22 protein-coding genes are annotated in these 25,528 nt (G+C 72.6%); 10 read left to right on the top strand and 12 right to left on the bottom strand.

Features of this window, described 5'->3' with window-relative positions; translation table 11 throughout:
- Positions 1 to 3: 3 nt before the first annotated feature.
- Positions 4 to 963 (bottom strand): deoxyribose-phosphate aldolase, encoded by a 960-nt coding sequence (gene deoC, locus ACN267_RS20175; RefSeq protein WP_204956397.1) that lies wholly within the window; start codon positions 961 to 963, stop codon positions 4 to 6.
- Between the two features lie 150 nt (positions 964 to 1,113).
- Here deoC and upp point away from each other — a divergent pair, with 150 nt between their 5' ends.
- Positions 1,114 to 1,746, top strand: a complete 633-nt coding sequence (upp, locus tag ACN267_RS20170) for a uracil phosphoribosyltransferase (protein WP_088643926.1) — start codon at positions 1,114 to 1,116, stop codon at positions 1,744 to 1,746.
- Positions 1,747 to 1,952: 206 nt separating this feature from the next.
- Positions 1,953 to 2,636, top strand: coding sequence for a GOLPH3/VPS74 family protein (locus ACN267_RS20165; protein ID WP_204956398.1), 684 nt, complete (start codon positions 1,953 to 1,955; stop codon positions 2,634 to 2,636).
- A 53-nt stretch (positions 2,637 to 2,689) separates the two neighbouring features.
- On the opposite strand, the gene ACN267_RS20160 is transcribed toward ACN267_RS20165, so the two are convergent.
- From ACN267_RS20160 to ACN267_RS20145, 4 genes are all read right to left on the bottom strand, one after another.
- On the bottom strand, positions 2,690 to 2,893 hold the full coding sequence (locus ACN267_RS20160; protein WP_421489360.1) for a DUF397 domain-containing protein: 204 nt from the start codon (positions 2,891 to 2,893) through the stop codon (positions 2,690 to 2,692).
- Positions 2,886 to 3,770 carry a helix-turn-helix domain-containing protein gene (locus ACN267_RS20155; protein ID WP_421489359.1) on the bottom strand — a complete coding sequence of 295 codons (885 nt, stop codon included), beginning with the start codon at positions 3,768 to 3,770 and terminating at the stop codon, positions 2,886 to 2,888. The genes ACN267_RS20160 and ACN267_RS20155 overlap by 8 nt, the downstream gene beginning before the upstream one ends.
- Before the next feature lie 487 nt (positions 3,771 to 4,257).
- On the bottom strand, positions 4,258 to 5,934 hold the full coding sequence (locus ACN267_RS20150; protein ID WP_421489358.1) for a phospho-sugar mutase: 1,677 nt from the start codon (positions 5,932 to 5,934) through the stop codon (positions 4,258 to 4,260).
- Between the two features lie 86 nt (positions 5,935 to 6,020).
- Positions 6,021 to 8,171, bottom strand: coding sequence for a protein kinase domain-containing protein (locus ACN267_RS20145; RefSeq protein WP_421490457.1), 2,151 nt, complete (start codon positions 8,169 to 8,171; stop codon positions 6,021 to 6,023).
- A gap of 230 nt (positions 8,172 to 8,401) precedes the next feature.
- Here ACN267_RS20145 and ACN267_RS20140 point away from each other — a divergent pair, with 230 nt between their 5' ends.
- Positions 8,402 to 9,985: an acyl-CoA mutase large subunit family protein gene (locus ACN267_RS20140; protein ID WP_204956402.1), complete on the top strand. Its 1,584-nt coding sequence runs from the start codon at positions 8,402 to 8,404 to the stop codon at positions 9,983 to 9,985.
- A 673-nt stretch (positions 9,986 to 10,658) separates the two neighbouring features.
- Positions 10,659 to 11,921 carry an amidohydrolase gene (locus ACN267_RS20135; RefSeq protein ID WP_204956403.1) on the top strand — a complete coding sequence of 421 codons (1,263 nt, stop codon included), beginning with the start codon at positions 10,659 to 10,661 and terminating at the stop codon, positions 11,919 to 11,921.
- Here the strand turns inward: ACN267_RS20135 and ACN267_RS20130 are convergent.
- A complete protein-coding gene (locus ACN267_RS20130) occupies positions 11,878 to 12,888 on the bottom strand; it encodes a DUF4349 domain-containing protein (RefSeq protein WP_421489357.1) in 1,011 nt (336 codons plus the stop codon). The genes ACN267_RS20135 and ACN267_RS20130 overlap by 44 nt on opposite strands.
- 121 nt (positions 12,889 to 13,009) lie before the next feature.
- Between ACN267_RS20130 and ACN267_RS20125 the strand changes: the two genes are divergently transcribed.
- The 4 genes from ACN267_RS20125 (at position 13,010) to ACN267_RS20110 (ending at position 16,496) form a co-directional block, all read left to right on the top strand.
- Positions 13,010 to 13,639, top strand: a complete 630-nt coding sequence (locus ACN267_RS20125) for an MBL fold metallo-hydrolase (protein ID WP_421489356.1) — start codon at positions 13,010 to 13,012, stop codon at positions 13,637 to 13,639.
- A 3-nt stretch (positions 13,640 to 13,642) separates the two neighbouring features.
- The gene (locus ACN267_RS20120) at positions 13,643 to 14,593 is read left to right on the top strand and encodes a hypothetical protein (RefSeq protein ID WP_421489355.1); all 951 of its coding nucleotides are present in this window, start codon (positions 13,643 to 13,645) and stop codon (positions 14,591 to 14,593) included.
- Positions 14,594 to 14,624: 31 nt separating this feature from the next.
- Entirely contained in the window at positions 14,625 to 15,374 is a 750-nt protein-coding gene (locus tag ACN267_RS20115) for an SCO6745 family protein (protein WP_204956406.1), read from the top strand.
- 165 nt (positions 15,375 to 15,539) lie between these two features.
- Positions 15,540 to 16,496, top strand: coding sequence for a GNAT family N-acetyltransferase (locus ACN267_RS20110; protein ID WP_204956407.1), 957 nt, complete (start codon positions 15,540 to 15,542; stop codon positions 16,494 to 16,496).
- A 189-nt stretch (positions 16,497 to 16,685) separates the two neighbouring features.
- Here ACN267_RS20110 and ACN267_RS20105 read toward each other — a convergent pair whose 3' ends face one another.
- Complete coding sequence (locus ACN267_RS20105) at positions 16,686 to 17,141, bottom strand: gamma-glutamylcyclotransferase (RefSeq protein ID WP_067304651.1); 456 nt, start codon at positions 17,139 to 17,141, stop codon at positions 16,686 to 16,688.
- 106 nt (positions 17,142 to 17,247) lie between these two features.
- On the opposite strand from ACN267_RS20105, the gene ACN267_RS20100 reads away from it, so the two are divergent.
- Positions 17,248 to 18,651 (top strand): NAD(P)H-quinone dehydrogenase, encoded by a 1,404-nt coding sequence (locus ACN267_RS20100; RefSeq protein WP_204956408.1) that lies wholly within the window; start codon positions 17,248 to 17,250, stop codon positions 18,649 to 18,651.
- A gap of 69 nt (positions 18,652 to 18,720) precedes the next feature.
- Here ACN267_RS20100 and ACN267_RS20095 read toward each other — a convergent pair whose 3' ends face one another.
- The gene (locus ACN267_RS20095) at positions 18,721 to 19,053 is read right to left on the bottom strand and encodes a helix-turn-helix domain-containing protein (protein ID WP_088643940.1); all 333 of its coding nucleotides are present in this window, start codon (positions 19,051 to 19,053) and stop codon (positions 18,721 to 18,723) included.
- 190 nt (positions 19,054 to 19,243) lie between these two features.
- Entirely contained in the window at positions 19,244 to 19,525 is a 282-nt protein-coding gene (locus tag ACN267_RS20090; protein WP_421489354.1) for a hypothetical protein, read from the bottom strand.
- A 442-nt stretch (positions 19,526 to 19,967) separates the two neighbouring features.
- On the opposite strand from ACN267_RS20090, the gene thrS reads away from it, so the two are divergent.
- Positions 19,968 to 21,182: a threonine--tRNA ligase gene (gene thrS / locus ACN267_RS20085; protein ID WP_421489353.1), complete on the top strand. Its 1,215-nt coding sequence runs from the start codon at positions 19,968 to 19,970 to the stop codon at positions 21,180 to 21,182.
- 49 nt (positions 21,183 to 21,231) lie between these two features.
- On the opposite strand, the gene ACN267_RS20080 is transcribed toward thrS, so the two are convergent.
- The 3 genes from ACN267_RS20080 to ACN267_RS20070 are packed head-to-tail and all read right to left on the bottom strand — an operon-like array spanning position 21,232 to position 25,516.
- Positions 21,232 to 23,259 (bottom strand): ABC transporter ATP-binding protein, encoded by a 2,028-nt coding sequence (locus tag ACN267_RS20080; protein WP_421489352.1) that lies wholly within the window; start codon positions 23,257 to 23,259, stop codon positions 21,232 to 21,234.
- Positions 23,256 to 24,989, bottom strand: a complete 1,734-nt coding sequence (locus tag ACN267_RS20075) for an ABC transporter ATP-binding protein (RefSeq protein WP_204956411.1) — start codon at positions 24,987 to 24,989, stop codon at positions 23,256 to 23,258. Before ACN267_RS20075 ends, ACN267_RS20080 begins: the two co-directional genes overlap by 4 nt.
- On the bottom strand, positions 24,983 to 25,516 hold the full coding sequence (locus tag ACN267_RS20070; protein WP_204956412.1) for a MarR family winged helix-turn-helix transcriptional regulator: 534 nt from the start codon (positions 25,514 to 25,516) through the stop codon (positions 24,983 to 24,985). Before ACN267_RS20070 ends, ACN267_RS20075 begins: the two co-directional genes overlap by 7 nt.
- Positions 25,517 to 25,528: the final 12 nt, after the last annotated feature.

Here is a 25,528-nt window from a genome sequence, read left to right as displayed (position 1 = left end):
TGCTCAGTCCAGGGTGAAGTAGTCGGGACCGGAATAGGTGCCGGTCGTCAGCTTGGTGCGCTGCATGAGCAGGTCGTTGAGCAGGCTGGACGCGCCGAACCGGAACCAGTCCGGGTCAAGCCAGTCGCCGCCGACGGTCTCGTTGACCATCACCAGGTACTTGATCGCGTCCTTGGTGTTCTTGATCCCGCCGGCCGGCTTGACGCCGACCTGCCGCCCGGTGGCGGCCCGGAAGTCGCGGACCGCCTCCAGCATCACCAGGGTCACCGGCAGGGTGGCGGCGACCGGGACCTTGCCGGTGGAGGTCTTGATGAAGTCGCCGCCGGCCAGCATCGCCAGCCAGGAGGCCCGCCGGACGTTGTCGTAGGTGGCCAGCTCGCCGGTCTCCAGGATCACCTTGAGGTGGGCGTCCCCGCACGCCTCCTTGGTGGCCACGATCTCGTCGTAGACCTCGGCGTAGCGGCCGGCCAGGAACGCGCCCCGGTTGATCACCATGTCGATCTCGTCGGCCCCGGCGGCGACGGCCGCCCGGGTGTCGGCGAGCTTGACGTCCAACGGGGCCTGCCCGGACGGGAACGCGGTCGCCACGCTGGCCAGGTGCACGGCGCTGCCGCGCAGCACCTCGGCCACGTGCGGCACCATCGCCGGGTAGACGCAGACCGCGCCGACGTGCGGGCAGGTCGGGTCGGCCGGGTCCGGCCGCAGCGCCTTGGCGGCCAGGGCGCGGACCTTGCCCGGGGTGTCGGCCCCCTCCAGGGTGGTCAGGTCGACCATCCGGATGGCCAGGTCGATCGCCTGCGCCTTGGCGGTGGTCTTGATCGAGCGGGTGCCGAGCTGTGCCGCCCGCTGCTCCGCGCCGACCTGGTCCACCCCGGGCAGGCCGTGCAGGAAGGTCCGCAACGCGGTCTCGGATCGCCCCAGCTCGGACAGGTCCGACCGGGCCGACGTCGTTGTCGCCGTCATGCCCCGAATACTACGCAGCCGCGAGTCGGGTGATCCTGGTCACAGCGCCTCGGGGTGACCGGCCCGACCCGCCGGGCCGGGGGTGAGCGACGTCGCCGCCCGCCGCGCACCCGTACTGCCGGCCGACCGGGACCGGTAGGTTGAGCGATCGTGGACGTACACGTCATTGACCACCCGCTCGCCCAGTCCCGGCTGACCGCCATGCGGGACGCCCGGACCGACTCGTCGTCGTTCCGGGCCGCGCTGCACGAACTCACCACCATGCTGGTGTACGAGGCCGCGCGTACCTTCCCCGTCGAGAAGTACCCGGTGCAGACCCCGGTCACCGGTGCCGAGGGGACCCGGCTGGCGAACCCGCCGCTGCTGGTGCCGGTGCTGCGGGCCGGGCTCGGGATGGCCGACGCGGCGCTCGGGCTGCTGCCGGAGTCGTCGATGGGCTTCGTCGGCCTGGCCCGCGACGAGGAGACGTACGAGCCGCGCGCGTACATGGAGTCGCTGCCCCGGGAGTTGGCCGGCCTGCCGGTGCTGGTGCTCGACCCGATGCTGGCCACCGGCGGTTCGCTGGAGCACTGCTGCCGGCTGCTCGCCGACCGGGGCTGCACCGACATCACCGTGCTCTGCGTGCTCGCCGCGCCGGTCGGCATCGCCCGGCTGGAACGGTCGGGGCTGCCGCTGCGGCTGGTCACCGCGTCGATCGACGAGGGGCTGAACGACAACATGTTCATCGTCCCCGGCCTCGGCGACGCCGGTGACCGCCAGTTCGGCGGAATGCCCCGCTTCTGACCGGCCCGGCGTGCGGCCGGCATGCCCCGCTCAGTTTGTGGCCGGCAGGCCCCGTTTCCGGCCCGCCCGGCTCCGGTGTTTCCGGGCTGGGCAGGCGGCCGGCCGGCACGTCGCGGGGGAGTGGTCGGACCGGCCGCGGGGGTCGCCCTCCCACCCAGAGCGAGTCGGTGAGCGCGGGGTGCGTTCAGGCGCTACCGTCTCGGGCCATGACTGGTGTTGCGCTGGCGGAGGAGTTGTTGCTCCTCGCGTATGACGATGAGACCGGCAAGGCGACCATGCCCCGGATCAGCCTCGACCTGGGGATGGCCGCCGCCGTCCTGGTCGAGCTGGCCCTTGCCGGCCGGATCGCGTACGTCGATGGGAACCTGGCGGTGACCGACCCGACGCCGGTCGGCGAACCGATCCTGGACGGGGTGCTGGGCCGGATGGCCGCCGACACCCCGCACAGCCCCTCCTCCTGGGTGCAGCGGCTGCGGCACGGCCTGCGTGACCGCATCCTCGGCGACCTCGTCGACCGGGGCGTGGTGCGCGACGTCGAGGAGACCGAGCTGGACTTCATCGTGGTGCACCGCTACCCGACCACCGACCCGTCGGTGGAGCAGGACAGCCGGCGGCGGCTGGCCGAGGCGTTGGCCGGCGAGCAGCTTCCCGACGAGCGGACGGCGGCGCTGGCCACCCTGGTGGCGGTGCTGCGGATGGAACCGGCGCTCGGCCTGACCGGCAGCGCCGCGCAGGACGCCCGGCGTCGGCTGGAGGAGATCGCGGGCGGGGCCGGGTTCTCCGGCACGATCAGCCTGGAGGAGTCGGTGGTCCGCCCGTCGGTGGCCCTGGTGGTCACCGCCCTCGGCCAGGCCGTCGACCAGGCACTCGGCAAGCGCACCGTGGGCTGACCCGGCTTTCCCGGCGGGTGCGGCGGCCTTGGCGGATACGCGAGGACCGGTCCTCAGCGGGTGAGCCGGTGCGCCTTGACGTCGGTGACGAAGGCGGACCAGGCGGTGGGTGCGACGGTGAGGGTCGGGCCGGTCGGGTCCTTGCTGTCCCGGATGCCGATGATGCCGGGGAGGTTGTCGGCCACCTCGACGCACTCGCCGCCGTTGGTGCCGCTGCGGGTGCTGGTGCGCCAGCGGGCGTCGGTCAGATCAGGCATGGCACTCTCCCCGGATCGCGTCGATCAGCTCGGTCGATTGTCCCGCGTCGAGGGCGAGGGAATCCAGCCCCTTCCATACCCGCTCGTAGGCGGCGATCTCCGCCGGCTGGTCGAGGTAGAGCGCGCCGGTGAGCCCTTCGACGTAGACGGTCGGCGGCTCGCTCGGGCTGCCGAGCGCCGAGGGTGGGAAGTCGAGCAGCACGAAGGTGCCGGCCTCGGCGGCCAGCGGCGGCCCGGCGGCCAGCGGCAGCACCCGGATCGTGATGTTGTGCCGCTCGCCGACGGCCGCCAGGTGCCGGAGCTGGTCGGCCATCACCGACCGGCCCGGCACCGGGCGGCGCAGCACCGCCTCGCTGAGGATCACCGTCAGCGCGGGGGCCGGTGGGAGCCGCCGGGCCAGCAGCCCCTGCCGCTGGATGCGGAGGCTGACGATCTTCCGTCGTTCCTCCTCGCCCAGTTCGGGCCGGTTGTGCTGGAAGAGCGCGGTGGCGTAGCCGGGGGTCTGCAACAGCCCCGGCACCAGCTCGGCGTTGTAGTAGCGGATGCTGCTGGCGACGTTCTCCAGGCCGACGTAGAGCGAGAACCAGGCCGGCACGGCGCTCCCGTGGGCGTGCCACCAGCCCTCGGCCCGGCTCACCTCGGCCAGCCCCAGCAGCACGCTCGTCTGGTCGGGGGTGGCCCGGTAAAGCTCGCAGAGCACCCGGACGTCAGGCGTCTTGGCCGCCGTCAGACCCCGCTCGATGCGCCAGAGCTTCTGCCGTGAGCAGTCCAACTCCCCGGCCGCCGCTTCGATGCTGAGTCGGGCGTCCTCCCGCAATTGGGTGAGCAGCCTGCCGAGCTGCCGTCGCGGCACGGTCGAACTGTTTGTTTCACGCACCGTGCAACACCTTTCCGGCTGAAATGAAACAACGGGTCGCCGCCGATGCAACATCAGAGAGAACGCATACCGGTGACGTCGGGAAAATGGCGAGATCGATGCGCTGATGCTAATCACGCAAGCGGTCGGTGTGCAAGAGGTGACACCCGGTGATGCCGCTGCCGGTCCCAGGTTGCGGGCCCCGACCGAGCCCTGCCCAGCCACCTTCGGCAGGCTGCCCACCAGCCCGGGGCGGGATCGGGCGAATTCGGGGAAGAGCTGCGTCATGTCACCGATACAGTGGCATCCCCGGACGCGGATACCGCTATTTAACCCACATCGAGTTGACTGCACGGCCGAGACCGCCCTATCGCGGTCGGCCGATTCGTTGGATAAGGCCGCACGATGTCGCGGATATAGCGGTATCCACCTCGTCCGGATACCGCATATCGGTCCCACTGAGTTGATCATGCGCCGGACGCGCGGCGAAGCACGCGGCGGGCCGGGGTCAGATGCCGAGGGCGGTGGCCACCTCGCCGCGCAGCGTGGTGAGCGCCGCCGCCGCCCGGGTCCGGGCCGCCGGCACGTCCCCCTCCGCGACCGGTTCCACCACCTCCAGGTACGCCTTGAGCTTCGGCTCGGTACCCGACGGACGGATCACCACCCGGGCGGCGGCGGTCCGCAGGATCACCACGTCGGCGTCGGGCAGCAGATCCTGCGCTTCGGTGACCGGCGCACCGAGCAGCGTGGTCGGGGTGGCCGCCCGGACCCGGGCCATCGCGTCGGCGATGATCCGCAGGTCGTCCACCCGGACCGACAACTGGTCGGTGTGGTGCACGCCGAACTCGGCGGCCAGCTCGTCCAGCCGGTCGGTCAGCGTGCGCCCCTGCGCCTTCAGCCCGGCGGCCAGCTCGGCGACGGTCAGCGCGGCGGTGATGCCGTCCTTGTCGCGTACGTGGTCGGGGGCCACGCAGTAGCCGAGCGCCTCCTCGTAGCCGTACGCCAGCGGCGGGGTACCACCCCCGGCCCGGACGATCCACTTGAACCCGGTCAACGTCTCGTCGTACGCCCGGCCCCGGGCCGTGCACATCGCCCGGAGCAGGGACGACGACACGATCGTGGTCGCGTACAGGCCGTCGACGCCGCGCCGCATCAGGTGGTCGGCGAGCAGCACCCCCACCTCGTCCCCGCGGAGCATCCGCCACCCCGTCCCGGTGCCGGCCGGCTCGCGGACCACCACCGCGCAGCGGTCGGCGTCCGGGTCGTTGGCGATCGCCAGGTCGGCGTCGGTGGATTGGGCGAGGGCCACCAACCGGTCCACCGCGCCGGGCTCCTCCGGGTTGGGGAAACTGACGGTGGGGAAGGCCGGGTCCGGTTCCGCCTGGTCGGGCACCACGCCCGGGGTCGGGAAACCCGCCCGCGCGAAGGCCGCGGTCAGCACCGCCGCCCCCACCCCGTGCAGTGGGGTGTACGCCACCCGCAGGTCACGCGGCCCGTCCGGGGCGATCACCGCGACGGCCCGTTCCACGTACGCGGCGACCAGGTCGTCGCCGAGCACCTGGCCGGGCGGCCCCAGCGGCACCTGCGCCAGCGGGCCGACCGCCCGGATGGCCGCCTCGATACCGGCGTCGGCCGGCGGCACGATCTGCGCCCCCGCGCCGAGCGCCCCACCGAGCTGGGCACCCAGGTAGACCTTGTAGCCGTTGTCCTGCGGCGGGTTGTGGCTGGCCGTCACCATCACCCCGGCCACGCCGCCGAGCTTGCGCACCGCGTAGGCCAGCACGGGCGTGGGCAGTGGCCGGGGCAGCAGCAGCGCCGGCCGGCCCGCGCCGGTGGCGACCTGGGCGGTGCGCTCGGCGAACTCCCGGGAACCGTGCCGGGCGTCGTACCCGATGACCAGCGGACCCTCGCCGCCCTCGGCGGCGAGCCAGCCGACCAGCCCGGCCGCCGCCCGGGTGACCACCGCGAGGTTCATGCCGTTCGGCCCGGCGCGCAGCGGGCCGCGCAACCCGGCCGTGCCGAAGGTCAACGGGCCGGCGAACCGGTCGGCCAGCTCCGGCGCGCTGGCCGGCAGCCGGTCGAGCACGGCCCGCAGCTCGTCCCGGCTGGCCGGGTCGGGGTCGTCGTCGAGCCAGCGTCGAGCCTGGTCGCGCATCCGGTCGAGGTCAGTGCTTTCCGCCGCCATGCCCCTTGATAGCACGGCGGCGGATCACCGGGTCCGGTCGACCCGGATCACCCCGTCCGGCGGGCCGGGCCGCCCCGGGAGCCGGCTCAGCTCGACCCGGTGAGCTGGAACGACTTGACCATCTCGTCGAAGATCGGCTTGCTCTCGGCGAACTTGGCGTCGCTCGCGGTGAGGTAGAACGAGTAGACCTTCCCCTCGTGCACCACCCCGCGCCAGACCCCGTGCCGCTTGTCGTCGCCCTCACCGCAGGTGTACTCGAACTCGGCGGCCGACTTGCCCGCCAGGTCCTTCTCGCCCATCGCCAGCTGCTCGTAAGGCTTTGCACAGGAACTCTTCGGTTTGCGGAGGTTGTCCGCCGCCACCTCGGCCCAGCGGGTCGAGGAACTGCCGAACTTCTCGGTGAGGATGCGCACCTTGCGGCCCTTGTCCTGCGGGTCGACGTAGTCGATGTAGACCCCGCCGGTCGCCCGTTGCCAGCCCTTCGGCACGTTCACCCGGATGCCCCGGGCGCTGTGCTCCTGCATCGGCGGCAGCGAACCGCCCCCGGCGGTGGGTGCGCTCGGGCCCGCCTGCGGGGGCGGGGTCGGCTCCGGGTCACCGCCGCTGAACAGCGCCACCGCGCCGATCAGCAGCACCACGGCCACACCGCCGGCCGCCGCGAGCTGGAGCTTGCGGGGCCAGCCCTTCACCGTGCCGACCAGTCGACCGCCGGCGCCCTTCGCCCGGCCGAGCGCGCCACCGTCGGCCCCGGCCGGCGGCGGGGGCGGCGACGTCCACGACTGGCCGGTGCCGGGGATGGACCACTGCCCGCCGTACACCGCCTGGGTCGGCTCGGCGTTCCCACCGTAGATGGCCTGGGTCGGCTCCGCCGCCCCGTAGGCGGGCCGGCCGCCCGGGGCGTCCGTGCCGATCCGCTGGGTGGCGTCGGTGGTGCCGCCACCGATGCGCTGGGTGGCCTCCGGGGTGCCCGGAGCGATCCGCTGGGTGGCGTCCGGGGTGATCCGCTGGGTGGCCTCGGTCCTGCCGTACGTCCCGGCGGTCGGCCCGGTCGGCAACGCGCCGGCGGTCGGCGGCGGCATCGCGCCGGTCGGGGTGTGCAGCGGGCCGGCGAGCGCGTCGGCGCTGGTGTCGTCGAGGGCGGCGGCGGACGAGGTCGCCACCGGCTCGGGGCGTTCACCCCGGCGCAGCTTCGCCAGCCGGTCGGTCAGCGACTCACCGGCGGCCAGCATCGCCCGCCCGCCGATCTGCCCGCTCGGCTTCGACTCCGCCGGCGGCGCGGCGATGGCCGGCGGCGTCGACGGACGCTGCACCGGCACCACCGAGTACGGGTCGGTGATCGAGTTGACCGCCGTCGCCGTGCTGGTCAGCGGGCCGGCGAGGAGTTCGCGCAGCATCGCCCGCGCGGTGTGCACGTCGAGCCGGCGGGCCGGGTCCTTCTCCAGCAGGCCCATCAGCACCCGGGTCAGCGGGCCGCTGCGCTGCGGGGTGGCCGGCGGATCCTCGACGACCGCATGCATGGTCTCGATCGGGTCGCCCTTGTCGAACGGGGGACGCCCCTCGACCGCCGTGTAGAGGGTCACGCCGAGCGAGAACAGGTCGCTGGGCGGCCCGAAATCCTGCCCCATGGCGCGCTCGGGGGAGATGAAGTGCGGCGAGCCGAGCACCATCCCGGGAGTGGTGAGCTGGACGTCGGTGGGCATCCGGGCCACCCCGAAGTCGGTCAGCACGCAGCGGCCGTCGGTGCAGATCAGCACGTTCGCCGGCTTGACGTCGCGGTGCAGCACCCCGTTGGCGTGCGCCACCTCCAGCGCGCCGAGCAGCGCGATGCCGATCTTGGCGACCGCGCGCCCGGCCACCGGGCCGTCCTCGATCACCATGTCGGCGAGGCTGCGGGCGTCCAGCAGCTCCATCACGATCCACGGCCGGCCACCCTCGGTGACCACGTCGTACACCTGGACCACGGCCGGGTGCTGGATCGCGGCGGCGGCGCGCGCCTCGCGCAGGGTGCGTTCGTACATTGCATCCCGGTCGCTGGGGGCCAGCCCCGGCGGCAGGACGACCTCCTTGACCGCCACGTCACGTCGCAGCAGGGTGTCTGTCGCGCGCCAGACCGTGCCCATGCCGCCGTTGCCCACCGAGGAGCGCAACTCGTACCGGCCGCCGATGGTGGTGCCGGGTGCTGCGCGTCCGTTGGGAGGACTCACTGGTCCGCCGCTCCACGTCGGGATCTGAGTCACAGGAAAAGCCACCGGGAAAGTCGAGGGGGCTGGGACACAACCTCTCTATCTTGCTGGTTCCGACGCCCGATGCGAAACCCGACGCGGCGGACCTTTGTGCTATCCGACCGTACCCACCCCCGGGTCGAACGGTGTGTACCTGGCCGTTCACCTCCCGTCGACCGATGCCGAACCGAGATGTGCGCCATCCCTCACCCCACCGACGGCCCCCCGCGTCCTACCATCCGTGGATGAGTGAAGCGCGGGCGAGCGAGTCGGGGTTCGCCATCAAGGGTGTGTACACGGCCGCGGACCTCCCCCCGGAGCTGGACTCCCGCCTGGGCGAGCCGGGTCGTTACCCGTACGCCCGCGGGGTCTACCCGACGATGTACACCTCCCGGCCGTGGACGATGCGGCAGTACGCCGGCTTCGGCACCGCCACCGAGTCCAACGCGCGCTACCACCAGCTGCTGAAGGCCGGCACGATGGGCCTGTCGGTCGCCTTCGACCTGCCCACCCAGATGGGCTACGACTCCGACGACGCCATCGCTCACGGCGAGGTGGGCAAGGTCGGGGTGGCGATCGACTCCATCGAGGACATGCGGCTGCTCTTCGCCGGCATCCCGCTGGACAAGGTCTCCACCTCGATGACCATCAACGCGCCCGGCTCGGTGCTGCTGCTGCTCTACCAGCTCGTCGCCGAGGAGAACGGCCTGTCGGGATCGGCGCTCAACGGCACCATCCAGAACGACATCCTCAAGGAGTACATCGCCCGGGGGACGTACATCTTCCCGCCGAAGCCGTCGCTGCGGCTGGTCGCCGACACCTTCGCGTACTGCCGCAAGGAGGTGCCGAAGTGGAACACCATCTCCATCTCCGGCTACCACATGGCCGAAGCCGGTGCGACGCCCGCGCAGGAGATCGCGTTCACCCTGGCCAACGGCGTGGAGTACGTCCGGGCCGCACTGGCCGCCGGGCTGGCGGTGGACGACTTCGCCCCCCGGCTGTCGTTCTTCTTCGTGGCCCGCACCACCCTGCTGGAGGAGGTCGCGAAGTTCCGCGCCGCCCGGCGGATCTGGGCCCGGCTGCTGCGTGACGACTTCGGCGCGAAGGACCCGAAGTCGATGATGCTGCGGTTCCACACCCAGACGGCGGGGGTGCAGCTCACCGCCCAGCAGCCCGAGGTGAACCTGGTCCGGGTGGCGATCCAGGGGCTCGCCGCGGTGCTCGGCGGCACCCAGTCACTGCACACCAACAGCTTCGACGAGGCGATCGCGCTGCCCACCGAGAAGGCCGCCCGGCTGGCGCTGCGCACCCAGCAGGTGCTGGCGTACGAGACGGACCTGACCGCCACCGTCGACCCGTTCGCCGGGTCGTACGTGGTGGAGGCGATGACCGCCGAGATCGAGACGGCGGTCAACGACCTGATGGACCGGGTCTTCGACCACGGTTCGGCGGTGGACGCGATCGAGGCCGGGTTCCAGAAGCGGGAGATCGAGCAGTCGGCCTACCGGTTCGCCCAGCAGATCGACGCGGGGGAGCGGGTCGTGGTCGGGCTGAACCGGTTCCAGATCGACACCGAGGAGCCGTACGAGCCGCTGCGGGTGGATCCGACGATCGAGGCGACCCAGGCGGAGCGGCTGGCCCGGCTGCGGGCCGAGCGGGACGGCGCGGCGGTCGAACGGGCCCTGGCCGAGCTGCGGACCGCCGCCGAGGGCGACGAGAACGTGCTCTACCCGATGAAGGAGGCGCTGCGGGCCCGTGCCACGGTGGGCGAGGTCTGCGGCACGCTGCGCCAGGTCTGGGGGACGTACCGCCCGAGCGACCGCTTCTGATCTTGGTCGGACCACCACGGTCCCGGGTCGGCGCGCCGCCCGCGACCCGGCGGACGGGCCGACCCCCGACGCTGATCCGCACGGCGACCTCCGCCGGCAGTCCGCTGCCGGCAGGGGTCGCCGTCGTCGTCCGGTCGGGGCCGCTAGGGGTCGCCACCCGACGCCCGTGGGGCTACCGTCGGTGACAGTCTGGCGGTGCTGTGCCGGTCGGTTCGCCCGCCTGGTGGGCGGCCCGCCTGACCGGGGCGTGCGGTGCGTGGTTCGTGGGTAAGTCCGGGCAGGTGAACGGGACGGACAGCATGTCCGGGCGGGCCCGGAGACGGTGTGTCACCGTCGGGAGTCGGTTGATCACCCGGCGGCGTCGGCTAATTGTCGGAGCGGCGGCCAACCGGGGCGACGAATGCGACAATTCGGATACGACGGCCCCGGATCGATGCCGATTTCGCGACCGCCCAATCGGTTACGCGTTGTAGGAGGTGGGGGGCAGATGACGGCGTCCGACCGCGATCTACCTGCTATCCCGCAGATATTCGAGCCCTCCCACCAGGGCTTACGTGACGCTGTGCGCTCTGATCGCTACCGTAACGAGGTTGCGCAGCGTCACCATCGGAGGTCTAGGCTGTCTGCTGTCCTCCCCGAAGATCCATCCATTTCTAGTGATCGAGAATTCGACGTGACGAGTGCGTTGACGCTGCCGAACGGCAGCCAGCTGGCGTCGTCCTGGCCGGAGGCGCCGTCCGGGTCCCAGCCCCTGCCCCACGATCTGGATCACCTGCTCGCGCTGCGGGTACCCGGTCTGATCGCCACCCGCCGCCACCTCCACTCCCACCCGGAACTGTCCGGGGAGGAGTTCGAGACGGCCGCGCTGATCGCCCGGGAACTCACCCTCGCCGGGCTGCACCCCCGACTGCTGCCCAAGGGCAACGGGGTGATCTGCGACATCGACGGGCGGCCGGACGGCCCGATCGTCGCGCTCCGCGCCGACATCGACGCGTTGCCGCTGACCGACGTCAAGGAGGTCCCCTACCGGTCCACCGTGGAGGGGGTCTGCCACGCCTGCGGTCACGACGTGCACACCGCAGTTCTGCTCGGCGTCGGCATGCTGCTGGCCCAGCTCGCCGACTCAGGCCAGCTCGACGGCCGGGTCCGGCTCATCTTCCAGCCGGCCGAGGAGATCCTGCCCTGCGGCTCGCTGGAGGTCATCGAGGCCGGTGGTCTGGATGACGTCGTGCAGATCTTCGCCCTGCACTGCGACCCCAACCAGCCGGTGGGCAAGGTGGGGCTGCGGGTCGGTCCGATCACCGCGGCGGCCGACAACGTCACCGTGAAACTCACCGGGCCCGGCGGGCACACCGCCCGCCCGCACCTGACAGTCGACCTGGTCGACGCACTCGGCCGCCTGGTCACCGAGGTTCCGGCCCTGGTCAACCGCCGGGTGCCGGCCAACAGCGGGCTGCTGCTGGTGTTCGGCCACGCCTCGGCCGGCACCCGGTACAACGTCATCCCGTCCGAGGCGTGCGCGGCCGGCACCCTGCGGGTGATGGACCGCGACACCTGGGAGCAGGCCCCCCAGATCGTCGCTCAGGTCGTCCGGGACGTCATCGCGCCCACCGGCGCCACCGTCGACCTGGAATACCTGCGGGGCCGGCCACCGGTCAGCAACGACGCCCGCGCCATCGGCATCCTCACCGCCGCCACCGCCGCCGCGCTCGGCCCGGAAGGCATCGCGGAGACCCCGCAGAGCATGGGCGGCGAGGACTTCTCCTGGTATCTCGAACACGTTCCCGGCGCGCTGGCCCGGCTCGGCGTCGGCCGGGTCGGCGGCCCCACCGTCGACCTGCACCGCGCGTCGTTCGACGTCGACGAGCGGGCCGTCCCGGTCGGGGTACGGCTCATGGTGCAGACCGCGTTGCGGGCACTGGCGGCGGTCCGCTAGGCGCCGGTGGGTGGCCCCCGCCCGGTCCCATGGGCGGGTGGCCCCCGCCGACCGGTCCCACCGGCGGCGCGGGCCGCCGCTGACGGCGTCGCCGACGCAGCAGCACCACGGCCACCGTCACCGGCACCCCGATGAGCAGCAGCCAGGGCAGCAGCGCCCCGAGCACGGTGAGCAGCACGCCCATCGAGGCGAGGAAGACGGTCCAGCCGCCGCGCAGACCCACCATGAAGCCGGTCCGGTCCTCGGCCTGCTCGTCGTCGGCCGTCGAGGCGTCCCGGCCGACGAAGGTCACCGTGACCGTGGAGAGCGCCGTCAGGTCGGCCAGCCGACGCTTCTTCGCCTCCAGCGAGGCCAGGTCCGCCTCCCGACGACTCACCTCGTTCTCCAGCGAGACCAGTTCGGCCACCGTGTCGGCCCGCGCCAGCAGCCGGCGGGCACTGTCCACCCGGGCCCGCTGGGTGGTGATCCGGGCGTCCAGGTCGACGGTCTCCTCGGTGACGTCCTGGGTACGGATCTCGCGGCGCTGCTGCCGGCCGTAGGTGGCCAACTCGTCGACGAGCGCGGTGAACTTCGCCGCCGGCACCCGCAACTCCAGTTCCGCCTGCGCGGACGCCGAGACACTGCGCCGCTGGTCCCCGCCGACGAACCCGCCGGTCGCGGTGACCGCCGCCACCGCCCGTCGGGCCGCCGCCTCCACGTCGTCCACCTGCACCCGCATCGTTCCGGTGTAGATGATCGCCCGTTGGTCGACCCGCAGGTCGGCAGCGCCCGTACCGGCCTGTCCCGCAGCCGCGTCGCGGTCCGGCGCCGCCCCACCCGGCGCCCCCTGCGCCGGTGCCTTCTCCTGTGGCGCGGAACCGGCCGAACTGCCGTCGCGGTCGGCCGCCCCGCACCCGGCCAGCAGCAGCGCCGCCAACCCCATCGCCGCCAGGGCCCGCGCCCCGGTTCCCGCCGTCCTCAGTGTCATCCCCGCTCCCGTCGTCGTCCGCGCCCCGGTCGCGGGGCGTTAGCTCGGACGCGGCGCACAGCCGCCCCGGTTCCGGCAGACTGCGCTGAGGAGATCACGATTCGATATTCGAGGAGTCACGATGCGGCTCACCAAGTACACGCACTCCTGCCTCCGCATCGAACGCGACGGGGCGGTGCTGGTCGTCGACCCCGGCGTGTTCAGCGAGGCGGCGGCGCTGGACGGGGCGGACGCGGTGCTGGTCACCCACGAACATCCCGACCACCTCGACGTCGCCGCGCTCACCCGGCGGCTGGACCGGGCACCACTGCCGGTGTACGGGCCGGCCGCGCTCGGGGCGGTGCTCGGCGACGCGGCGCAGGCGCTCACCCCGGTCGCCCCGGGCGACACGTTCACCGCCGCCGGCATCCCGGTGCGTGCCGTCGGCGGCCGGCACGCCGTCATCCACCCCGACATCTCGGTGGTGGAGAACGTCGGCTACCTGTTCGACGACACGGTCTACCACCCCGGCGACGCGCTGTACGTCCCCACCGGCGTCGAGGTGCAGACGCTCTTCGCCCCGATCCACGCGCCCTGGTCGAAGTTCTCCGAGGTGGTCGACTTCATCCGGGCGGTCGCCCCGCGCCGGGCGTACGCCCTGCACGACGCGTTGCTCAACGACAACGGCTACGGCGTGCTCGACCGGCAGTACACGGCACTGTCACGGACCGACTACCAGCGGCTGGAGCCGGGCAGCCGGATCGACGTCTGAGTCGTGGCCGTCGACGAGTCCGAGCTGGTCCGGCAGCTCTACCGCACCCCGCCCGACCGGTTCGTCGCCGCCCGGGACGCCGCCGTCGCCGAGGCCCGCCGGGCCGGCGACCCGGCCACCGCCCGGCGAATCGCCGGCTGGAAACGGCCCACGGTGGCGGCCTGGCTGGTGAACCTGCTCGCCCTGGACCGCCCCGAACTGGTCGCCGACCTCGGGCCGCTGGCCGAGGCGCTACGCACCGCCCAGCGTGACCTCAAGGGCCCCCGCCTGCGCGAACTGTCCGCCCAGCGGCGGGAACTGGTCGCCGCCCTGGTCGCCGAGGTACGCCGGATCGCCGCCGGCCGGCCCGACGCGCCGCCGGCCGCCCGGCTGCCGCTGGCCGAGGTCGAGGCCACGCTGCACGCCGCACTCGCCGACACCGCAGTCGCCGAACAGGTCCGCACCGGACGGCTGCTGCGGGCGGTGCACCACTCCGGATTCGGCGAGGTGCCCCGTCCCCAACTGCGACTGGTCACCGGTGGCGTGGCGGAGCCCCCCGGTGGCGGTGCGGCGGACGTCGTACCGCAGCGGGAGACCGACCGGGGCGGTGCGCGACAGGCCCGTGCCGAGCGGCTGGCGGCGCGGGCCGAACGGGCGAAGCGTCGCCGTGCGCTGGACCGGGAGCTGGCGGCGGCCCGGGCCGCCCAGCGGCAGGCCGAACGGGAGCTGGACGGCACGGCCACGGCCGAGCGGGACAGCGTCGCGGCGCTCGACCGGATCGAGGGGGAACTGGCCGAACTGGAGCGTCGTCGGGCCGTCGCCGAACAGGAGCTGAGCCGGGCGAAACTGGCCCGCCGGGCGGCCGAGCGGACGCTCACCGCGGCCCGCCGCCGCACCGGTGAGGTCGAGGGGGCGATCGAGGCGGTGGACGCCGAAGAGGCGGACCCCACGGCGGGCGGTGAGGAGGCAGACTGAACGCGATGAATGCGTGTTACGGGCGTGCGGGATGACGCCGGAACAGGTGGCCGCCGGGAGCAAACCCGCCGTGCTGGAGCTGGGGGAGTTGTTCAGCCGCTGCCCGGGGACCCTGCGCCGGGCCAGGACGATGGGCATCCCGAGCTGGGCGTTCTATGTCACCGGGCGGGCCGGCGCACTGGGCGACATCCGGGCCGAGACGGTGGCGGCGGCGCTCGGCTTCCTCGCCCCGGAGGCGGTCGCCGACGGCTGGGACACCGCCGTGCGGGTGGTCCGGCCGCTGGAGGTGGCCACCGCCCACCTGACCGAGTGCTGCCGGTGGGGCGCCCAGCATCTCGACGACCTGCCCGGCACACCCCGGTTGACCGCCCTGCTGGAACGGGTGGTGGCCGCCGCCGACGCGACAGGCATGCCGCTGTTCGCCGCCTGGCGGGCGATGCCGCTGCCCGTGCACGCCGAGGGTGCCCGGGCCGCCGTGGCGCTCCTGCTGCTGCGGGAACACTTCACCGGGGCCTACCTGCTCGCCGTGCGGGCCGCCGGGATGACCCCGCTGGAGGCGGTGCTGGCCGGGCCGGAGGGGGAGGCCGGGGCGGCGGCGTGCGGGTGGTCCCCGCCGTACCCGCCGGTCGGGCCGCTGGTGCGGCGGCGGCTCTGGGCCGAGGCGGTGACCGACCGGTTGGCCTCGGCCGGTTTCCGGGCGCTGCGCCCGGCCGAGGGTCGGGAACTGATCGCGTTGCTCACCGACGTGCGGGCCCGGCTCCGCGCCGACGCGGACGGCTGACCTGCCGACCGGGGACCGTCCGACGGCGGCCCGGCCCGACGCGGCCGGGCGGCTGCCGGTCCGGCCCCACTCCGCCGGGCGGCTGGCGGTCCCGGCCCGGCCTGACCGGCCGGCGGCCCGGAAAATCGGCGGCGCAGCGGTGGGCGGGCTGCCAGGATCTGCGGTGTGACGCTCCCCGCCGGCTGGACCGCCCGCCGCCCCACCCTGGACGACGTGCCCGCGCTGCTCGCCGTGGTGCACGCCGCCGACACGTTCGCCATCGGCCACCCCGACTTCGACGCCGACGACGTCCGGGCCGCGCTGACCGCGCCGTTCTTCGACCCGCAGCAGGACTCCTGGGTGCTGACCGATCCTGATCAGCGGGTGGTCGGCTGGAGCGTGGTCGACAACCCGACCGGGGTGGGCCGCGAGTACCTCGACGTCTTCGTCGACCCGGAGCATGCGACGGCGCTGCGGGCCGTGCTGCTCGACCGGATGCTGCACCGGGTCGCCGAACGCGCCACCGAGCGGGGCCGGCCCGCGCTCACCGCCCGCGCCGCTGTCTGCGCGCCGGAGACCCGCTGGGCCGGCGAGCTGACCGCCGCCGGGTTCACCCGGGCCAAACGGTACGTGCGGATGAGCCGGTCGCTGGCCGACCTGCCCGCCGAGCCGCCGCCCCCGCCCGGGGTGACCGTCCGGCCGCTGCACGCCGGTGACGAGGCCGACCTGCGGTTGTTCCACCACATCCACGACACCGCCTTCCGGGACACCCCGGACTACGAGCCGGCCGGGTTCGAGGGCTGGCGGGACCGACTCACCGACGGCGGGCGGGTCTGGGACGAGTGGTTCATCGCCGAGGTCGACGGCGAGCCGGCCGGCGCGCTCAACTCGTCGGACCAGGCGCTGGAGCAGGACATGGGCTGGGTACGCACACTGTCGGTGCTGCCCGCGTACCGGCGGCGCGGGGTCGGGGCGGCACTGCTGCGGCGGGCGTTCGCGGTCTACGCGGCCAAGGGCCGGGGCCACGCCGGGCTCGGCTTCGACCTGGCCAACCCGACCACCCCGGTCACCCTCTACCGCTCGGTCGGGCTGCACGAGACCCGCTGGATCGACCTGTACGAGCGGAGCGTGCCCGCCGCCTGAGCACGCCGACCCGGTACGGGCCGGCTGCCGTCAACGGGCCAGGTGTATGCCGGCTGCCATCGGCGGGCCCGGCTGCCCTCGCTGGCCCGGCTGTCGGCAGCCGGCCCCGGTGTGTGCCGGGTGACGCCCGGCGGGGTCGCCGTCGGGTGGTCCCGCCGCCGGGAGCACACTGGACGGGTGCGATACGCGTTACGCCGAGGCGGTGCCGGTGGGGCGGGACCGCAGCTCGGAGACGTAGTCGTCGGGCGCGCCCGCCTTCTCGGCGGCGTTGGCGATCTCCGACAGGTACCAGGCGGTCGGCAGGCCACCCTCGTAGCCGTCGAAGACGTACACCCAGGCGGTCACGTCCCCGTCCAGCGTCGATACCCGCACGGTGAGCTTGCGGTACGTGCCGGCGGTGACGCCCTCCAACTCGTCGAGCTGGGCGGCGTCGTACGGGTCGATGTCGTACAGCGCCACGAAGACCCGGTCGCCCGGGGACTCGACCACGGTGCTGACGGAACCCTCCCAGCCGATCACGTCCTCACCGGCGAAGGTCAGCCGCCACCCCTCCAGCCAGCCGACGCCCACCATGGGCGAATGCGGGCAGTAGGCCCGCATCCGGGCGGGGTCCAGGTTTGAGCCGTAGGCCGCGTAGTGACGCACGGCGATGACGATAGCCCGGCGGACGGGTGGGGGAGAATACGACAGTGCGTGTCGGACGGGTTCGGGAGAAGAAAGTCACTATGAGCACCGAGGAAGGGCGAGGGCTGTGAGCCACATCGTGATCATCGGCGGGGGGCCGGCCGGCTACGAGGCGGCCCTGGTCGCCGCGCAGCTGGACGCCGACGTCACCGTGGTGGAGGCCGAGGGCGCCGGGGGGGCCTGCGTGCTCTCCGACTGCGTCCCGTCGAAGACCTTCATCGCCAGCTCGGAGGTGGTGACCGGCTACCGGGACACCGAGGAGTTCGGCATCCACTCCGACGGCCTGGAGGCGGTCACCGTCGACGCGCGGGCCGTGCACGAGCGGGTGAAGCGGCTCGCCCTGGCCCAGTCCGCCGACATCCACACCAAGCTGATCAAAGCGGGTGTGACCTTCGTCGCCGGCACCGCCCGGCTCGGTGAGGACACTCTCGGTCACACCCACCGGGTCGTCGTCACCCCCGCCGACGGCGGCGGGGAATACCCGATCGACGCCTCCACCGTGCTGATCGCCACCGGTGCCACCCCGCGTCAGCTCCCCACCGCGCTGCCCGACGGGGAACGGATCCTCACCTGGCGGCAGGTGTACGACCTGCCCGAGCTGCCCACCCACCTGATCGTGGTGGGGTCGGGCGTCACCGGTGCCGAGTTCGCCAGCGCCTACCAGGCGATGGGGGTCGAGGTGACGCTGGTCTCCAGCCGGGACCGGGTGATGCCGCACGAGGACGCCGACGCGGCGATGGCCATCGAGCAGGTCTTCCGCAGCCGGGGCATGAGCATCCTCAACAACTCCCGGGCGGACGCGGTCCGACGCGTCGGCGACGGCGTCGAGGTGGTCCTCTCCGACGGCCGGGTGGTGACCGGTTCGCACGCCCTGATCGCCGTCGGCTCGATCCCGAACACCGCCGACCTCGGGCTCGCCGAGTACGGCGTCGAGCTGGCCAAGGGCGGCTACGTCACCGTCGACCGGGTGTCGCGTACCAACGTCCCCGGCATCTACGCCGCCGGCGACTGCACCGGGGTCCTGCCGTTGGCCAGCGTCGCCGCCATGCAGGGCCGGATCGCGATGTGGCACGCCCTCGGCGAGGCGGTCCGGCCGCTGCGGCTGCGTACCGTCGCCGCGAACGTGTTCACCGACCCGGAGCTGGCCACCGTCGGCGTCTCCCAGGACGAGGCGGATTCCGGCCGTACCCTGGCCCGTCAGGTGATGCTGCCGCTGACCGGCAACGCCCGCGCCAAGATGGACGACCTGGCCGACGGGTTCGTCAAGCTGTTCTGCCGCCCGTCCACCGGGCAGGTGGTCGGCGGCGTGGTGGTGGCCCCCAAGGCCAGCGAGCTGATCCTGCCGATCACCATGGCGATCGAGAACAACCTCACCGTCAACGAACTGGCCCAGACCATCACGATCTACCCGAGCCTGTCCGGTTCGATCACCGAGGCCGCCCGCCAGCTCATGCTCCACGAACTCGAATGACCCCCTGGCCCGGGTCGGGCGTCGGTCGTGCTCCGGCCGATATCCGACCCGGGCCGGGACGGCGTGCGGTCAGGCCACGTTGAGCCGGATGTTTCCGATGCGGGCGACCACGTCCACCTGGCCGCCGAGGCCGGTGACATAGGCGCGGAGCGATTCCAGGCTGGTGTGCTCGCCGTTCTCGATCTGGCTGATTCGGGCCTGGGACAGGCCGGCGGCCTCGGCGAGCTGTTGTTGGGTCATGCCGAGCTGCCGGCGGATGTCGGCCAGTTGCGCGCCGCTGACGGAGGCGAGCATCCTTTCCCGGAACCGACCACGACGGGTGACCCGCTCGGGGTCGTCCCAGGATGGGTCGATCTCACGCGCCTTGGCCCTGACCTCACGCCAATCGGAACCGTTGCTCATCGTCGCGCTTCCTTAAGTGCGATCAGGTGTTCCTCGAACCTTGTGTCGGCGAGCGGCACGGCCTTCCGGTACCAGCTCTGCTACTGACCCGACTTGTCGCCGGCGGCCAGGAAGACCGCCTCACGTAGCGGATCGAAGGCGACGATCATCCTGATCTCCGTGGTGCCACTCGACCCTGGTGGCAGCTCTTTCATGTGATGGAACGATCTGCCTTGAGCCGGTCCACCAGTGGACGTCCCAGCGCCGGGCCGTGCTCGGCGAGCAGGTCGATGGCCTCACCCACCAGATCCGCGCTGGCCGGATCGACGCGGCACAGGTCGAGGAACCACGCCTCCACCTCGGGATGCAGCCTGCCGTCCCACACCTGCCAAATATAAGCGATCCTTATGGGCTTGCCGAGGTTTCCCGCACCGGAGACCGGGCTGGTCGCGCTGGCCACGGCCACCGTCGGTGACCGCGTGGCTGCGCACACCAGGGTGGTGTGCCGCCCGCCGCACGACGGCTGCCGTCCGGCGCGGCCGGCGGGAGGGGGTCGGCGAAGCGGAGGGCGTCGGCGTACCGTTGAGTACGCGGCCCCCACACCGTCAGGTCCCCCGTTCCTGACGAGCGGGCCGCCGAGGGTCGCCGGCAGGTCCCGTGCCGGCGACCCTCCCCCTTTCCGGCACCGACGGGTGCCACGCGTCACTGCCTGTGCTGCACGCCCGCGCTGGACAGCGCGGAGAATACGGTCGCGCCGGGCGTCGCGGAGGTCGTACGGTGACCGCATGCGCAGTGCCGTGGTGACCACGACGCCGGGAGATCCCGGCGTGCCGCACTGACGTTCACCGTCGACGAGGCCCCGGGCGATCCGCCCGGGGCCTCGTGGCGTCGCGGGCACGGTCGCCTCCGGGTCGTACCCGATCAAGGAGCGCGACATGATCGACCACCGTAGGCTCGGCCGCGAACTGGACCTGTTCGTCTCCGACCCGCTGGCGGGCGCCGGGCTGCCGATCTGGCTGCCGGCCGGCGCGGCGGCCCGGCACGCCGTCGAGGAGTACGTCCGCGAGTTGGAACGCCGGGCCGGCTACCAGCACGTCTACTCCCCGCCGCTGGGCAGGCGCGAGCTGTTCGCGCTGTCCGGGCACCTCGGCCACTTCGCCGACGAGATGTTCCCGCCGATGCGGATGGGCGACGACGAGTTGCTGCTCCGGCCGGCGCTCTGCCCGCACCACGCCCTGGTCTACCGGGCCCGGGGCCGCTCCTACCGGGAGCTGCCGCTACGGGTCGGCGAGCTGGGCGGGATGTACCGGGCGGAACGGTCCGGGGTGCTCGGCGGGCTGGCCCGGGTGCGGGCCATCTCGCTCAACGACGCGCACAACTTCTGCACCCTGGAGCAGGTCGGCGACGAGGTCCGGGAGATCCTACGGTTGATCCGCCAGGCGCACGCGGCGCTCGGCGTCCGCCCGGCCGGGTTCCGGTTGTCGCTGCGCGGGCCGGGTGCGAGGTACGTCGGGGACGACGCGTCCTGGGCCCGCGCCGAGGAACTGCTGCGCGCCGCGCTCGACGGGGTGGAGCACGAGGAGGCACCCGGCGAGGCCGCGTTCTACGGCCCGAAGATCGACATCCAGATCGTCGACCCGTCCGGCCGGGAGTCGACCATCTCCACCGTGCAGATCGACTTCGACAAACCGGAGAAGTTCGACCTGTCGTACACCGATGCGGCGGGTGCCCGGCAACGGCCGGTGCTGGTGCACCGCAGCCTGGTCGGGAGCATGGAACGGCTGTTCGCCTATCTGATCGAGGAGCACGAGGGCGCGTTTCCGCCCTGGTACGCCCCGGTGCAGCTGCTGCTCCTGCCGGTCGACGCCGGGCAGTCCGGTGCGGTGGACCGGGTGGCCCGCCGGGCGGTCGACGCCGGGCTGCGGGTCGAGGTGGACGCGGGCGGCTCGCTGGGTGCCCGGGTCCGCGACGCGGCCCGCCGCCGGGTGCCGTACGTCGGGGTGGTCGGGGCCCGGGAGGCGGCCGACGACGCGGTCGCCCTGCGGCTGCGCGACGGTCGCAGCCTCGACCCGATGCCGGGGGTGGACGCGGTGCGGCTGATCGGCGCGGTGGTGGCGGCCCGCTCGGCGCAGCTGCTCCCGGCCGGCTGACGGTGCGGGGACCGGGGCACGACGCCCCGGCCCCCGCACCGTCTGTCACTCAGCCCCGGGCCGGTGCCGCCGCTGCCGGCTCGGCCTCGTCGTCGACCACCGCCGCGGCGAACTGCGCCTGGTAGAGCCGGTGGTACGCGCCCCGCGCGGCGAGCAGTTGCTGGTGGGTGCCCTGCTCGACGATCCGCCCGTTCTCCATCATCAGGATCAGGTGGGCGTCGCGGATGGTGGACAGCCGGTGCGCGATGACGAAGCTGGTCCGGTCCGACCGCAGCGCCGCCATCGCCCGTTGCAGCAGCACCTCGGTACGGGTGTCCACCGAGCTGGTCGCCTCGTCCAGGATCAGCAGCGACGGCTCGGCCAGGAACGCCCGCGCGATGGTGATGAGCTGCTTCTCCCCGGCGCTGACGTTGCTGCCCTCCTCGTCGATGACGGTGTCGTACCCGTCGGGGAGGCTACGGACGAACCGGTCCACGAAGGTGGCCCGCGCGGCGGCGAGGATCTCCTCCTCGGTGGCGTCCGGCCGGCCGTAGGCGATGTTGTCCCGGATGGTGCCGCCGAACAGCCAGGTGTCCTGGAGCACCATGCCGATCCGGCCGCGCAGGTCGTCGCGGCGCAGCGTGGTGATATCCACCCCGTCGAGGGTGATCCGCCCGGCGTCCAGTTCGTAGAAGCGCATCACCAGGTTGACCAGGGTGGTCTTGCCGGCGCCGGTCGGGCCGACGATCGCCACGGTGTGACCGGGTTCGGCGACCAGGGACAGGTCGTCGATCAGCGGCGTCTCCGGGTCGTACCGGAAGGAGATGTTCTCGAACTCGACCCGGCCGTGCGGTTCGACGACCCGGGCCGGGGTGGCCGGGTCGGGGCTCTGCTCGTCGGCGTCGAGCACGGCGAAGACCCGCTCGGCGGAGGCCACCCCGGACTGGAGCAGGTTCGCCATCGAGGCGACCTGGGTCAGCGGCTGGGTGAACTGCCGCGAGTACTGGATGAACGCCTGCACGTCACCGAGGCTCATCGACCCGGAGGCCACCCGCAGCCCACCGACCACGGCGATCGCCACGTAGCTGAGGTTCCCGACGAACATCATCGCCGGCATGATGATCCCGGAGATGAACTGCGCGCCGAAGCTGGCCCGGAACAGTTCCTCGTTCTTGGCGTGGAAGCTGGCCTCCACCTCCGGCGAGCGGCCGAAGACCTTGACCAGCTCGTGCCCGGTGAACGCCTCCTCGATCTGGCCGTTCAGCTCGCCGGTGTGGGTCCACTGGGCGATGAACTTCCGCTGCGACCGCTTGGCGATCTGCTGCGTCACGATCACCGACAGCGGCACCGCGACCAGTGCGACCAGCGCCAGCAGCGGCGAGATCCAGAACATCATCGCCAGCACGCCGACCACGGTCAGCAGCGAGGTGAGCAGCTGGCTCAGCGTCTGCGACAGGGTCTGCGAGATGTTGTCGATGTCGTTGGTGACCCGGCTGAGCAGCTCACCGCGCGGCTGCCTGTCGAAGTAGGGCAGCGGCAGCCGGTTGAGCTTCTCCTCCACCTCGGCGCGCAGCCGCAGCACGGTGGCCTGCACGACCCCATTGAGCAGCCAGCCCTGCCACCACATCAGCAGGCTGGCGACCACGTACAGACCGAGGGCGAACAGCAGGGTCCGGCCGAGGGCGTCGAAGTCGATGCCTGCCCCGGGGACCACGTCCATCCGGGCGACCATGTCGGCGAGGTTGTCGTTGCCGGCGGCCCGCATCCCGGAGACCGCCTGGTCGACGGTGCTGCCCGCCGGCAACTGCCGGCCGATCACCCCGGCGAAGATGATGTCGGTGGCGTGGCCGAGGATCTTCGGCCCGATCACGCCGAACCCGACGCTGGTCACCGCCAGGGCGATGATGCCCGTCAAGGTGACCCGGTGCGGTCGCAGCCGGCCGAGCAGCCGGCGGGCCGACGGCCCGAAGTTCATCGACTTCTCCGCCGGCATGCCGGCGCTCATCCACGGCGGGCCGCCGGTGCGCCGGCCGGCCGCCGGCAGCCGCTTCGGCGTGGTCTCCTCCGGGGCCTTCTTCTGCTCGGGTACGGCGGTCATGCCGGCACCCCCGCCGTCTGCTGCGACGCCACGATCTCGGCGTACGTCGGGCAGGTGTCGAGCAGCTCGTCGTGTCGGCCCATCCCGACCACGCCTCCGTCCTCCAACACGATGATCTGGTCGGCGTCGATGATGGTGGAGACCCGCTGGGCCACGATCACCACTGCGGCGTCGGCGGTGACCGGGCGCAGCGCGGCCCGCAACCGGGCGTCGGTGCCCAGGTCGAGCGCCGAGAACGAGTCGTCGAACAGGTAGATCTCCGGCTTACGGACGAGTGCCCGCGCGATGGCGAGGCGTTGCCGCTGCCCGCCGGAGACGTTCGTGCCGCCCTGCGCGATCGCCGCGTCGAGACCACCGGGCATCTGGGCCACGAAGTCGCGGGCCTGGGCGATCTCCAACGCCGTCCACAGTTCCTCGTCGGTGGCGTCGGGGTTGCCGTAGCGCAGGTTGCTGGCCACCGTGCCGGTGAACAGGTACGGCTTCTGGGGCACCAGGCCGATCCGCCGCCACAGCTCCTCCGGGGCCAGCTCGCGGACGTCGACCCCGTCGACCAGCACCGTGCCGGCGGTCGGGTCGACCAGCCGGGGGATGAGGGTCAGCAGGGTGGTCTTGCCGGCGCCGGTCGAGCCGATCACGGCGGTGGTCCGCCCCGGGGTGGCCCGGAACGAGATGTCGTGCAGCACCGGCGCGCTGGCCCCCGGATACTGGAAGGCCACCCCGCGCAGCTCCAACTCACCGTGCCCGTCCACCCGGGTGACCGGGTCGGTCGGTGGCACCACAGTGGACTCTGTGTCCAGGACCTCGGTGACGCGTTCCGCGCAGACCGCCGCGCGCGGCACCATCATCAGCATGAAGGTGGCCATCATGACGGCCATCAGGATCTGCATCAGATACGCCAGGAAGGCGGTCAGCGCACCGATCTGGATCTGCCCGGAGTCGACCCGCTGCGCCCCGAACCACAGCACGGCGACGCTGGAGACGTTGAGCACCAGCATCACCACCGGGAAGATCAGCGCCATCAGCCGGCCGACCCGCAGGGCGGTGGCGGTCAGGTCGGCGTTGGCCACCCCGAACCGCTGCGTCTCGTACGGCTCGCGGACGAACGCCCGGACCACCCGGATGCCGGTGATCTGCTCGCGGAGCACCCGGTTGACCGTGTCGATCCGGGTCTGCATGAGCCGGAAACCGGGCACCATCCGGCGGATGACCAGGCCGAGCGCGACGGCGAGCACCGGCACGCTGACCAGCATCAGCCAGGACAGGCCGATGTCCTCCCGCAGCGCCATCACCACCCCGCCGATGCTCATGATCGGGGCGGCGACCAGCATGGTGCAGCTCATCAGCACGAGCATCTGCACCTGCTGCACGTCGTTGGTGTTGCGGGTGATCAGCGAGGGCGCGCCGAAGCGGGCCACCTCGCGGGCGGAGAACCGGTTGACCTGCCCGAAGATCGCCGCGCGGACGTCCCGGCCGAAGGCCATCGCGGTCCGCGCGCCGAAGTAGACAGCGGTCACCGAGCAGGCGATCTGGACCAGGCTGACCAGCAGCATCCAGCCGCCGGTACGGATGATGTAGTCGGTGTCGCCCCGGGCCACCCCCAGGTCGATGATGTCGGCGTTGAGGCTCGGCAGGTAGAGCGAGGCCATCGTGCCGACGAACTGGAGCAGCACCACCAAGCCCAGCGGCCGGTGGTAGGGCCGCAGGTAGCGGCGCAGCAGGCTGATCAGCACGGATGGCTCCCGGGCTTCGGGTGGTCGGTCGATTCCTGGTCCTGTGTTGTTGTCAACCTCTTGTCCTCCCCGTCGGACATGGTCGTGATGACCTCGATCAGGAAATCCCGGATCACCTCACGTCGGGCCGGGTCGGCGTCGACGGAGGTGAGCGGGGTGTCGGTGCGCATCCGGCCGGCCAGGGAACGGAGGTGTTCCCGCCCCTTGTCGGTCAGCGCCAGTCGTACGCTGCGCCGGTCGGCGTCGTCGCGGTGACGCTCGACGAAGCCGTCCCGTTCGAGGGTGTCGACGATCCCGGTGAGGGTGGCGGGCCGGACGAAGCAGCGGTCGGCGACGTCCCGGTGGGTGGCGTCGTCGAGGTGGTTCAGGGTGAACAGCACCCGCATCCCGGCCGGGGTCAGGCCGTGGTGCTCGGCCAGGTATCGACCCCAGTGCTGGTCGACGAGGTGGCCGGCGACTGACAGCAGTCGCCCGAGCGGCACGTCACGGAGCACGGCGGGAAAGACGATGAGTGGTTCCCTCTGCACGCTGAGTATGTT

The sequence above is a fragment of the Micromonospora sp. WMMD734 genome (assembly GCF_049178975.1).
Classification (GTDB): Bacteria; Actinomycetota; Actinomycetes; order Mycobacteriales; family Micromonosporaceae; genus Micromonospora; species Micromonospora wenchangensis.
Note: the sequence above shows the minus strand (reverse complement) of the source record. Positions and strands in the feature narration are given on the sequence as shown.